This window comes from uncultured Winogradskyella sp. (genome assembly GCF_947495255.1).
Lineage (GTDB): Bacteria > Bacteroidota > Bacteroidia > Flavobacteriales > Flavobacteriaceae > Winogradskyella.
The window spans coordinates 37,502-49,660 of record NZ_CANLYI010000014.1 but is presented as its reverse complement, the minus strand read 5'-3'; the positions used below and the strand labels follow the sequence as shown (position 1 = coordinate 49,660).

Annotated in this window: 9 protein-coding genes and 2 tRNA genes; 6 read left to right on the top strand and 5 right to left on the bottom strand. The window is 32.6% G+C overall.

Annotation, left to right across the window (positions count from 1 at the left end):
- The first annotated feature begins 156 nt into the window (after positions 1 to 156).
- From Q0807_RS18365 to Q0807_RS18340, 6 genes are all read left to right on the top strand, one after another.
- A tRNA-Lys gene (locus tag Q0807_RS18365) sits at positions 157 to 229 on the top strand.
- 55 nt (positions 230 to 284) lie between these two features.
- Positions 285 to 368, top strand: a tRNA-Leu gene (locus Q0807_RS18360).
- 231 nt (positions 369 to 599) lie between these two features.
- A complete protein-coding gene (locus Q0807_RS18355; RefSeq protein WP_301161977.1) occupies positions 600 to 1,511 on the top strand; it encodes a MerR family transcriptional regulator in 912 nt (303 codons plus the stop codon).
- Positions 1,504 to 2,964, top strand: coding sequence for an NAD(P)/FAD-dependent oxidoreductase (locus Q0807_RS18350; protein WP_301161976.1), 1,461 nt, complete (start codon positions 1,504 to 1,506; stop codon positions 2,962 to 2,964). Before Q0807_RS18355 ends, Q0807_RS18350 begins: the two co-directional genes overlap by 8 nt.
- Positions 2,965 to 2,990: 26 nt before the next feature.
- Complete coding sequence (locus Q0807_RS18345; RefSeq protein ID WP_301161975.1) at positions 2,991 to 3,830, top strand: phytoene/squalene synthase family protein; 840 nt, start codon at positions 2,991 to 2,993, stop codon at positions 3,828 to 3,830.
- A gap of 14 nt (positions 3,831 to 3,844) precedes the next feature.
- Entirely contained in the window at positions 3,845 to 4,291 is a 447-nt protein-coding gene (locus Q0807_RS18340) for a sterol desaturase family protein (RefSeq protein ID WP_301161974.1), read from the top strand.
- 1 nt (position 4,292) lies between these two features.
- Here Q0807_RS18340 and Q0807_RS18335 read toward each other — a convergent pair whose 3' ends face one another.
- The 5 genes from Q0807_RS18335 to Q0807_RS18315 form a co-directional block, all read right to left on the bottom strand.
- The gene (locus tag Q0807_RS18335) at positions 4,293 to 4,862 is read right to left on the bottom strand and encodes a TlpA disulfide reductase family protein (RefSeq protein WP_301161973.1); all 570 of its coding nucleotides are present in this window, start codon (positions 4,860 to 4,862) and stop codon (positions 4,293 to 4,295) included.
- Positions 4,863 to 4,942: 80 nt separating this feature from the next.
- Positions 4,943 to 5,821: an anti-sigma factor gene (locus Q0807_RS18330; RefSeq protein WP_301161972.1), complete on the bottom strand. Its 879-nt coding sequence runs from the start codon at positions 5,819 to 5,821 to the stop codon at positions 4,943 to 4,945.
- 71 nt (positions 5,822 to 5,892) lie between these two features.
- Entirely contained in the window at positions 5,893 to 6,564 is a 672-nt protein-coding gene (locus Q0807_RS18325; RefSeq protein ID WP_301161971.1) for a Crp/Fnr family transcriptional regulator, read from the bottom strand.
- Between the two features lie 110 nt (positions 6,565 to 6,674).
- Positions 6,675 to 8,942 (bottom strand): aconitate hydratase, encoded by a 2,268-nt coding sequence (locus tag Q0807_RS18320; RefSeq protein ID WP_301161970.1) that lies wholly within the window; start codon positions 8,940 to 8,942, stop codon positions 6,675 to 6,677.
- Positions 8,943 to 9,163: 221 nt separating this feature from the next.
- A complete protein-coding gene (locus Q0807_RS18315; RefSeq protein WP_301161969.1) occupies positions 9,164 to 11,938 on the bottom strand; it encodes a bifunctional aconitate hydratase 2/2-methylisocitrate dehydratase in 2,775 nt (924 codons plus the stop codon).
- Positions 11,939 to 12,159: the final 221 nt, after the last annotated feature.

Sequence of the window (12,159 nt, the reverse complement as noted above, 5' to 3'; positions counted from 1 at the left end):
ATTAAAAGACTAATAAACAATACGTTAAATCATAAAATTTATCTAAGCGATATAGTCAAAATATAGAACAGTGAAAAAAAACATTTTTTTTTTTAATTCTATTCTTTGTATTTGCATAAAGGTTTTATATTTGCGTCCTCGTTAGAAAAACATAACGACCAGTTAGCTCAGTTGGCAGAGCATCTCCCTTTTAAGGAGAGGGTCCTGGGTTCGAGCCCCAGACTGGTCACTGTAAAAAGTTAAGCATTATGCTTAACTTTTTTTTATCTTTACTTTATTATTTTGCGCACGTGGCGGAATTGGTAGACGCGCCAGCTTGAGGGGTTGGTGGACATTAGTCCGTGGAAGTTCGAGTCTTCTCGTGCGCACTTTATTCCTTTATTAGATATATCTTTTTTTCTTTGACTAATAGCCTAATAAGATTTATTCCACTTTTATTCTAATTTCAAATTTCTCAACACTACCCAGAATACACATTTTGAGAGCTCATTATTTAATATTTTGAACAAATAGTCTCAACATAAAAATCATAAATAATCTTAAAAAGAATTGACTTAGGAAAATATATTGTATTTTTGTTTAACTTATTTTAAATAACAATGAACAATATTAAAAGTAGTTTTAGCATAAAAGATTTAGAAAACCTAACAGGCATAAAAGCTCATACTATTAGGATTTGGGAAAAACGATACAATCTGTTGGAACCAAAACGAACTGATACTAACATTCGTTATTATGATTTAGAAAGCTTTCAAAAACTCTTAAACATTAGTTTTTTAAATAATAATGGTTACAAAATATCAAAAATTAGCAAAATTGATGAATCTGAAATCCTTGAGTTAGTAAAATCAATTGCTATTAAAGATGAATCTAATAACCATGCCATTAATTCATTTAAATTGGCAATGTTGAATTTTGATCAAAACTTATTTTTCAATACTTACGATTCTTTGCTAAAAGAAAAATCATTTACTTATATTTTTTTCGAAGTCTTTATACCAATGCTAGCTAATATTGGTGTGCTATGGCAAACCGATACAATAACACCTGCTCATGAGCATTTCATTTCATCTTTAATTCGTCAGAAAATTATAGCGAATACAGAAAAGGCGCAATTAAAGTCTACTAACGATTCTAAAAAAACATTTGTTCTATACCTTCCTGATAACGAAATACACGAGTTAGGTTTATTATACATTAATTACGAAATAATAAATAACGGTTATCATTCTATCTTCTTAGGACCTAGTGTACCTATAGATAGTTTAAAAGACCTTCAAAATTATTACGACGATATCACATTTATTTCTTATTTTACAATAAAACCAGAAAAAGAGAATGTACTTAGCTATTTAAATTCTTTTACTGATGAAATTTTAAAATCTAGGAGTTCTAAATTTTGGATTTTGGGGCAAATGCTAACACAAGTAAATCTTGAAAACTTACCAGAAGGAATACAAACCTTTGAGAATATTAAGTCATTAACAGAAGCAATATTAATTAATGAGTAAAACAGTTTCTATAATTGGGTCAGGGTTTTCGGCACTATCAGCATCATGTTATTTAGCGCAAGCTGGTTTTAAAGTATCCGTTTATGAGAAAAACGCTACTGTTGGAGGTCGAGCTAGGCAACTCACAAAAGAAGGCTTCACATTTGATATGGGTCCAAGCTGGTATTGGATGCCAGATATTTTCGAAAAATTCTTTAATGATTTTGGCAAAAAAACAAGCGACTTTTATGAACTGGATAAATTGAGTCCTGCTTATAAAATTTTCTTCTCCGATGACGTTATCACTATAGGAGACCAAATGAATAAAATCTGTGAAGAGTTTGATCGTATAGAACCTGGGAGTTCTAAACCACTTCGTAAATTTATTGCCAAAGCTCAAGAACACTATAATATTGCTATTAATAAAGTTGTTTTAAAACCTGGGTTATCACCTTTTGAATTGGTAACTAAAGAAACAGTAACTAGATTAGACCAGTTTTATAAAACAATTAGTTCTCAAGTTCGTAAAAACTTTAAGAATCCTAAGTTGATTTCAACCTTAGAATTCCCTGTTTTGTTTTTAGGTGCAAAACCGAGTAAAACGCCTTCATTTTATAGTTTTATGAATTTTGCTGATTTTGGGTTAGGCACTTGGCATCCTAAAGGTGGCATGTATCAAATTGTTATTGCAATGAAAAGTTTAGCTGAAAGCTTAGGTGTATCTATACATACCAATAGTAATGTTGAAAAAATAAGTGTTAACAATAAAAAAGCTCAACACATCATTGTTAATGGAGAAACCATTGAATCTGATGTTGTTTTAAGTGGCGCAGATTATCACCATTCTGAAACACTTTTAGATACAAAATATAGACAATACAGTGAAGCTTATTGGGAAAGTAGAACATTTGCACCTTCTTCCCTACTATTCTATGTTGGTTTTAACAAGAAGTTAAAGAATATTGAGCACCACAATTTGTTTTTTGATACTGATTTTGAAAATCATGCTGAAGACATCTACGATAATCCTAAATGGCCAAAAGACCCATTATTTTACGTGAATTTCCCTTCTGTAACAGATAAGAGTATGGCTCCAGATGATTGTGAAACAGGATTTTTCCTAATCCCTATTGCACCTGGCTTAGAAGATACACCAGAATTACGTGCACAGTATTTTGATATTATTATAAAACGTTTCGAAAAAAGAACACAACAAAAAATACAGGATAACATCCTTTTTAAAGACTCTTATTGTGTCAACGATTTTGTTGAAGATTACAACTCTTACAAAGGTAATGCTTACGGAATGGCAAATACCTTAATGCAAACGGCTTTTTTAAGGCCAAAACTAAAAAGTAAAAAAGTCGAAGGACTTTATTTTACAGGTCAATTAACAGTGCCTGGACCTGGTGTTCCACCTGCATTAATCTCAGGAAAATTAGTAGCAGAACTTATTAAAAAAAACGAACATTAATAGCACAAGAAAACGAAACTTAAAATATGAAATCAATTTTTGACAATGTATCTAAAGAATGTAGTAAAGCTGTAACAAATGCTTATAGTACATCTTTCTCCTTGGCTACAAAAATGCTATCTAATAGTATTAGGCAAGACATATATAACATTTATGGATTTGTGAGATTTGCAGATGAAATTGTCGATACTTTTCATGATTATAATAAAGAATTACTTTTTAATAATTTTGAAAGAGATTTAGAAGATGCTTTAGAAAACAAGATTAGCTTAAACCCTATTTTGAATGCGTTTCAAGAAACATATCATAATTACGGAATTGATAAACATTTAGTAGATTCTTTTATGAATAGTATGCGCTTAGACCTTCATAAAAGTGATTATTTAACGCAAAAAGAATTTAAAGCATACATATATGGATCTGCTGATGTTGTTGGTTTAATGTGTCTTAAAGTGTTTGTTAATGGAGATAATGACAAATATGAAAGTCTTAAGGACTCAGCAATGAGTTTAGGCTCTGCTTTTCAAAAAGTGAATTTTTTAAGAGATTTAAAAGCTGATTTCGAAGACTTAAATCGGTCCTATTTTCCTAACACAGATTTAAGTCAGTTAGATGAAATCTCTAAGGAGAAAATTATTACTGAAATTGAATATGATTTTGCGCAAGGCCTAGAAGGCATAAAACGTTTACCACTAGAAGCTAGATTTGGTGTGTTTATGGCTTATCGCTATTACAGTAAGTTATTAGAAAAACTAAAAAAGACACCAGCTTTAAAAATTAAATCAACGAGAATTAGAGTACCTAATTATAGAAAAATTGAGTTACTTACTCGAAGTTACGTTAAATATCAATTAAATTTACTTTAAAATAAAGTACCGCTATGCAAATTGTTTTTTGGCTATTAATATTTTTTGGAACCTTCTTTATTATGGAATTTAACGCATGGTTTACGCACAAATACGTAATGCATGGTTTCTTATGGAGTTTACATAAAGACCACCATCATAAAGATCATGATAGTTGGTTTGAGCGCAACGATGCCTTTTTTATTTTTTATGCAATTATAAGTATTACTTGCTTTTACCTATGGAGCTATGAAGATGTATGGTATACGCTTCCTATTGGGTTAGGAATCTTAGCTTACGGAATAGCTTATTTTGTAGTACATGATATTTTTATTCATCAACGTTTTAAATTGTTTCGAAATGTTGATAATAAATATGCTCGAGGTTTAAGGCGTGCACACAAAATGCATCATAAACACTTAGGTAAAAAAGATGGAGAAAACTTCGGAATGCTGATTGTACCTTTTAAGTATTTCAAGTAAACTATTCTAAAAGTAAATTGTTAAGCTGTTTTCTTACTTTATCGCTATTCCAATTAACTGCGCCAGATTCGTCTATAACAATTTCACCATTCTTATTAATTACAAATGTTCTTGGTATTGAGCTTGTCTTTAATTCTGAAGGTATTTCTGTTATAGGATTAAAAACTTCAAAATTAAACTCTCTTTGTATTTTGAATTTCTCTACAGTTTCAAAATCATCATGTGTTACAAATAAAAACACAACCTTCTCATTATAGTCATTATACAACGTTTGTAAACTTGGCATTTCTGCAATACAAGGTGGACACCAAGTTGCCCAAAAATTAATCAACACTACTTGCCCTTTTAATTCTTCTAAATTTAATGTAGTATTCTTATCCGATTTTAAAATCCATCTGGTATTAGCTATAGCAGACCTATTAACCTCTTCAATTAAAGATGATTGGTTGACATAACTAAACCCTTTATGAAACCAAACTTGTATGAATTGGCGAGTCTGAGGAACAATCAACAATATTATTGCTAAGAGACTGATAAAATTTAAGATTCTACTCTTTGTTGATTTTGTCATTTCGTTACATATTTATACTAAAGAAGCGCAACATCAAGTGAATGATATTACGCTTCAAATCTAACAAATTAAAACTGAATTTAATTTCTCGTTACAAAACCTGAAATGCTTTCAACTGGTCCAGCTCCCATAGAAATAGTTGTGTGTACTAATGCATCGTCTGGCACCACGTGAGCCAAAGGTTTTAAAGTAAAAGGTAAAGCGCTGTTATCCGGACTTGGCTCAACAGAAATTACAATTGTTGCTCCTCTAAGATTCGTTGGAAATGTCATTCCTGCTGGTGCGTTCTGTAAATAATCTTCTCCAGGATATCCAGGGCCATTACCTGTATCTCCTTTAAAAGTCGAAGTTGCAGCGTTATCATCAGCTGCTGCTGGATCTGTAAATGTACCTGTACTCACTGGTGTACCATCTAAAACTGCCCATCCTTCATATTTCCATCCATCAGCTAACGTTGGTAAATCTAAACCTGTTACAGCTGACCCACTTGAATTATCTAAAAACCATACACCACTTTCTTCATTTGTATCGTCCGCATCAGTTGGTGTCGCTAAAATATATGTACCTGTTGATGTACTAAAATCTGCAACAATTCCATTAGAGTCAACACTTGCTGAAGTTCCTGAAAAGTCACCTGCTAAAATCTTTGTAGCCGCAGGAGCTGGATCCGAATCTACAGCTGGCTCAATAGACAATACAAACGTAGTTGCACTATTTAATTGCGCTGTATCTACTGAGAATGTTTGTGGAAAAATGACACTACTAAAAGTACCTGTTGATACTGGTGAGCCATCTACAATAATCCATCCTTCATAAACAAAATCATCACCTAAAGCCTCTAAACCATCAAGACTAAGTGTTAAATTTGAATTTGAACTAGTACTGTTGTCGTCATCACTACTACACGAGCTGGCAAAAATCCCTAATGCCAAGGCTGCTAAAATCATTTTTTTCTTCATTGCTTTTGTATTTTTTAATTATAGTTCAAAAATAAAACTTCAATTTCCGATTAAATGTTAGATAGCTAACACTAAGCTGATTTTTTTAAGATTCTTATCTCTTTTCTGTTAAAATCTAAATAATTTTCTTCCTTTAACTCATTAAGAAGAATATTTATAGTGGGTCTAGAAGTACCAATTAGTGAAGCTATATCTTTTTGAGTATAGGGATGTTTAATAATATGGTCTCCTGTTTTATCACAGTTGTATCCAAAGTCTAAGCAAAGTTCATTTAAGAATTCTATTAATCTTGTTTTTGTATCCTTAAATAATAACAACTGTAATCTACGCTCAAGTTTTTTAAACTTATACCCAATAAATTTATGCACTTTAAAACTAAATGTTTGGTTATTACGCATCAAATCATGCATAGTATCTACACCTATTGAACAAATTGAAGTATCGTTATCAATAGATTGCGCAAACTCATCTCTTTTTTCGTCACCTAATATGGCTTTTTCACCAAATAATTCACCTTTTGTAAGTATGGCTTTTACAATTTCATTACCATCCTCGCTGTAATAACCAATTTTAACTTTCCCTTTTTCTATTAGAAACAACTTATTAGCCGAATCGGCTTCAAAGTATATGTAATCTTTCTTTTTAAAAGCACAAAAATCATGCTCTTTTTTATATTCGCGAAATTTATGAGGACAGAGCACCTTAAAAAGGTTAACATCGTCAAAGAACCACAGTGACTGCATTATATTGAGAGTATTTGTTAGATATGATATATGTCGTTAAAATTTGGCAAAACTTACAGCCATAAAAAAAGCCCTTGATTTCTCAAGAGCTTTTAGATATCTATAACTTATTAAGCATTTTCTTTCTTAATCAAATTCAAAGCAGAACCTTCGTTATACCACTCAATTTGAGCATCATTATATGTATGGTTTAATGCAATTAAATCTTTACTTCCGTCTGCATGAACGACTTCTAAATGCAATTGCTTATTTGGAGCAAATTCATTTAAATCTGTAAAATTAAATGTATCATCTTCCTGTATTAAATCGTAATCTGATTCGTTTGAAAATGTTAAACCTAACATCCCTTGTTTTTTAAGATTTGTCTCATGTATACGAGCAAAAGATTTTACTATTACTGCAACTACTCCAAGATGTCTTGGCTCCATTGCGGCATGCTCTCTAGAAGATCCTTCGCCATAATTATGATCGCCTACAACTAAAGTTTTTATACCTGCTGCTTTATATGCTCTTGCTGTATCTGGCACACCTCCAAAATCTCCTGTTAATTGATTTTTAACGAAGTTAGTTTTCATTCCGAATGCATTTACAGCACCAATTAAACAGTTATTAGAAATATTATCTAAATGCCCTCTAAATCTTAACCATGGTCCTGCCATAGAAATATGATCTGTTGTACACTTACCAAAAGCTTTAATTAACAATTTAGCACCCTTAATTTCATTACCAATCGGTTCAAATGGTGTTAATAATTGTAATCGTTCTGAAGTAGGACTTACAGAAACATCTACACCACTTCCGTCTGCAATTGGTGCCAAGTAACCATTTTCCTTTACTTCAAAACCTTTAGGAGGTAATTCCCAACCTGTTGGTTCATCAAACATTACTTCTTCACCATTTTCATTAATCAGTTTATCCGTAATTGGATTAAAATCTAAACGACCAGCAATGGCAATCGCTGCAGTAATTTCTGGAGAAGCAACAAAAGCATGTGTATTTGGGTTACCATCTGCACGTTTAGCAAAGTTTCTATTAAATGAATGTACTATGCTATTTTTAGGTGCATTTTTTGGATCACTATATCTAGCCCATTGACCAATACAAGGTCCACATGCATTGGTAAATATTTTAGCATCCAATTTTTCAAATATTCCAATAATTCCATCTCTATCTGCAGTATATCTTACTTGCTCAGAACCAGGATTAATTCCTAATTCAGATTTCATTTTTAAACCTTTATCCAGAGCTTGTTGCGCAATAGATGATGCTCTTGATAAATCTTCGTAAGATGAATTGGTACAAGAACCAATTAAACCCCATTCTACATTAATAGGCCAATCATTTTCAGTGGCAATTTTAGTCATATCCTTACCAACTGAAGTAGATAAGTCTGGTGTAAATGGTCCATTTAATAATGGTCCTAATTTTGATAAATCAATTTCTATAACTTGATCAAAATATTGTTCTGGATTAGCATATACTTCATCATCACCAGTTAAATAATTTTTTATTTTGTTCGCTTCATCTGCAACATCTGATCTATCTGTAGCACGTAAATAACGCTCCATAGAATCGTCATAACCAAAAGTTGAAGTCGTTGCTCCAATTTCAGCTCCCATATTACAAATGGTTCCTTTTCCTGTACACGACATTGATAACGCGCCAGGACCAAAATATTCTACAATAGCACCTGTTCCGCCTTTTGCTGAAACAATACCTGCCACTTTTAAAATGACATCTTTTGGCGCTGTCCAACCAGAAAGTTTTCCTGTTAGTTTAACACCTATTAATTTCGGAAATTTAAGTTCCCAAGCCATTCCTGCCATAACATCAACAGCATCAGCACCACCAACTCCAATAGCAACCATTCCTAATCCACCTGCATTTACAGTATGTGAATCCGTACCAATCATCATTCCTCCAGGAAATGCATAATTCTCTAATACTACTTGATGAATAATACCAGCTCCTGGTTTCCAGAATCCAATTCCGTATTTATTAGACACTGACTCTAAAAAACTAAATACTTCACTACTTGTACTGTTAGCATGCTTTAAATCTGTTGCAGCACCATCCTTAGCTTGTATTAAGTGATCACAATGAACTGTAGTTGGCACAGCAACTTTTGGCTTACCTGCTTGCATAAATTGCAACAAAGCCATTTGTGCTGTTGCATCTTGACACGCAACACGGTCTGGAGCGAAATCTACATAATCCTTACCTCTCGTAAATGCTTCACTTGGTTTTCCATCCCACAAATGCGAGTATAATATCTTTTCTGAAAGTGTTAATGGTTTACCAACAATTTTACGAGCGGCATCAACACGCTCTGTCATTTTGCTGTAAACATCCTTAATCATATCAATATCAAATGCCATAGTATTTTTGTTTTGAATTTAATTCTACTAATATACAAAATGCGGAATGACTTTAAAAGCGTAAATACCATATTAATAATGATAATGGAATAAGTTTTATCTATACTAAAGCGCTGTAAATTCAAAACAAAATTATATTTTATATTGACTAAAGTCTTTATCATAAAAAAAAGCCTGAATCTAAGATTCAGGCTTTTTTTTTTATTAAGAATAGATTTTGATTATCTAACTAACTGCTTTGTAGAAGGTTTAAACTTCGTTAAAACAATACCATCAACAGCTGCTTCATATTCTGCCATAGTTGGTGTTCTACCTAAGATAGTAGATAAAACTACTACTGGAGTAGATGATAATAATGATTCACCTTTTTTCTCTCCATCATCTTTAACAACTCTACCTTGGAATAAACGTGTTGATGTTGCCATAACTGTATCTCCTGGTTCTGCCTTTTCTTGGTTACCCATACAAAGGTTACAACCTGGACGCTCTAAGTACAACATGTTTTCGTATTTAGTACGTGCTAATCCTTTTGGCGCATTGTCATCGAACTCGAAACCTGAGTATCTCACTAAAACTTCCCAATCACCTTCTTCTTTTAACTCGTCTACAATATTATAGGTAGGTGGTGCAACTACTAATGGTGCTTTAAATTCTACTTTACCATGTTGAGCTTCAATATTTTTTAACATCTGAGCTAAAATTTTCATATCGCCTTTGTGTACCATACAAGATCCTACGAAACCTAAATCAACTTTTTTAGTTCCTCCGTAAAAAGATAATGGTCTAATGTTATCATGTGTGTAACGTTTAGAAACATCGTCGTTATTTACATCTGGATCGGCAATCATTGGTTCTGCAATCTCATCTAAATCAATAACAACTTCTGCATGATATTTAGCATTTGCATCTGGTCTTAATGATGGTTTAATACCAGTTTTAAGTTCAGTAATTCTAGTTTCTGCTTTTTCAACAAGACCTTTAAGTACTTGCTTAGCGTTATCCATTCCTTTATCAATCATGATTTGGATACGACCTTTTGCAATCTCTAATGATTCAATCAACGTATCATCTTCAGAAATACAGATAGATGCTTTTGCTTTCATCTCTGCTGTCCAGTCTGTAAATGTAAAAGCTTCATCTGCTGTTAACGTCCCAATATGTACTTCGATAACACGACCTTGGAATACGTTTTCGCCTCCAAATTGCTTTAACATTTGAGATTGTGTTGCATGTACCACATCACGGAAATCCATATAAGATTTCATTTGACCTTTAAAGGTTACTTTAACTGATTCTGGAATTGGCATACTCGCCTCACCTGTAGCTAATGCTAAAGCTACTGTTCCTGAATCTGCTCCAAAAGCAACACCTTTCGACATACGTGTATGCGAATCTCCACCAATAATGATGTCCCAATCACCAACAGTAATATCGTTTAATACTTTATGAATAACATCTGTCATTGGGAAATATTTCCCTTTTGGATCACGACCTGTAATTAAACCAAAATCGTTCATAAAACTCATTAATCTTGGAATGTTAGCTTTAGACTTATCATCCCATACAGAAGCTGTATGACAACCAGATTGGTATGCGCCATCAACGATTGGAGAGATAACTGTAGCAGCCATCATCTCTAATTCTTGAGAGGTCATTAATCCTGTAGTATCCTGAGAACCTACAATGTTTACTTCAGCACGAACGTAAGAACCAGCATGTAACGTAGCTCCTGAAGTTCCTACTGCATTTTTATTGAATATTTTCTCAACTGCAGTTAGACCTTGTCCTTCAATTGAAACTTCTTTTGAAGGCGCATATACCTGAGGTACGTCAATACCTAATACTTTACAAGCAAAGGTTTGTAGTTTTTTACCAAAAACAACAGCATATGATCCTCCCGCTTTCATAAACTCCATTTTTTGCGGCGTAAATGCAGCAGAAATATCTTTTAATTCTGTATTTCCATTATATAATTTTTTCTCTTTTGTATTAATAGTAAGTACTGTTCCTGTTTCAACAGAGAATTCTTGTTTTAATACAGGTTCTCCGTCTTTATCAACAATAGTATTGCCATCAGCATCTTTTTGCTTAACCCAGTTTTTAAGATCTAAACCGATACCTCCTGTTACACCAACCGTAGTTAAGAAAATTGGAGCAATACCATTAGTACCTGCAATTACTGGAGCAAAATTAATAAATGGAACATATTTGCTAAATGGAACACCTGTCCATAAAGCGACGTTATTTACACCTGACATTCTTGAAGAACCAACTCCCATTGTTCCTTTTTCTGCGATTAGCATAACACGCTTATCAGGATGTTGTTCTTTTAAAGCCAATAATTCATTTTGCATATCTTTATTATGCTCAAACATACATTGACCGTGTAACTCTCTATCTGACCTAGAGTGTGCATCTCCACCTGGGGATAATAAATCTGTTGATATATCACCAACACCAGCAATGTAAGTTACAACTTCTATCTTTTCATCTAACTCTGGAAGCTTAGTAAAAAACTCAGCTTTAGCGTAGCTTTCAATAATATCTTTTGCTATTTTACTACCGTCTTTAAAAGCATCTTCTAAACGATCTGTATCTGCTTCGTAAAGAAATACCTGTGTTTTTAAAACTTTAGCTGCTTTTTCCGCAATGGATTCGTCATTACTTAAAGCTAGGTCTAACAGCACATCAATTGAAGGTCCACCCTTCATGTGAGATAACTGCTCAAGCGCAAAATCAGTAGAAATTTCTGGAACTATAGATTCACCTAAAATTATCTCTTTTAAAAACTTAGCTTTTACACGAGCAGCACTTGTTGTACCAGGTAAAACATTATATATAAAAAAGTTTAGAGATTCGTCTCTATACTGGTTATTAGTATCTTTAATTTGCTCAATAATTGTACTAAGTAAATCTGCACCGTCTATTGGCTTAGGATGAAGACCTAAGACTTTTCTGTCTTCAATCTCTTTAAGGTAATCTTTATAAATGTTCATATAGTAGAGTTATTTCTTTTTAAAAAGGACACAAATCTACAAATTTTAAAGAGGATTTGAAAAATATGCAACAAAATAGGATAGCCTATAAAAACAATCTATAATTATATAATTTTTACTATAATTAATTAAGTATTTAACAAAAAACACCATCAATAATTAGTAATTTAACAATTACACGTTTCTAGAGCTATTATGAGTTTTGATTATTGAAATATATC

What these genes read in the sequence shown, in the direction of transcription:
- Q0807_RS18325 (WP_301161971.1), bottom strand. Translation starts at nt 6,564, where the DNA reads ATGCAGTCACTGTGGTTCTTTGACGATGTTAACCTTTTTAAGGTGCTC.
- Q0807_RS18335 (WP_301161973.1), bottom strand. Translation starts at nt 4,862, where the DNA reads ATGACAAAATCAACAAAGAGTAGAATCTTAAATTTTATCAGTCTCTTA.
- Q0807_RS18345 (WP_301161975.1), top strand. Translation starts at nt 2,991, where the DNA reads ATGAAATCAATTTTTGACAATGTATCTAAAGAATGTAGTAAAGCTGTA.
- Q0807_RS18320 (WP_301161970.1), bottom strand. Translation starts at nt 8,942, where the DNA reads ATGGCATTTGATATTGATATGATTAAGGATGTTTACAGCAAAATGACA.
- Q0807_RS18350 (WP_301161976.1), top strand. Translation starts at nt 1,504, where the DNA reads ATGAGTAAAACAGTTTCTATAATTGGGTCAGGGTTTTCGGCACTATCA.
- Q0807_RS18355 (WP_301161977.1), top strand. Translation starts at nt 600, where the DNA reads ATGAACAATATTAAAAGTAGTTTTAGCATAAAAGATTTAGAAAACCTA.
- Q0807_RS18330 (WP_301161972.1), bottom strand. Translation starts at nt 5,821, where the DNA reads ATGAAGAAAAAAATGATTTTAGCAGCCTTGGCATTAGGGATTTTTGCC.
- Q0807_RS18340 (WP_301161974.1), top strand. Translation starts at nt 3,845, where the DNA reads ATGCAAATTGTTTTTTGGCTATTAATATTTTTTGGAACCTTCTTTATT.
- Q0807_RS18315 (WP_301161969.1), bottom strand. Translation starts at nt 11,938, where the DNA reads ATGAACATTTATAAAGATTACCTTAAAGAGATTGAAGACAGAAAAGTC.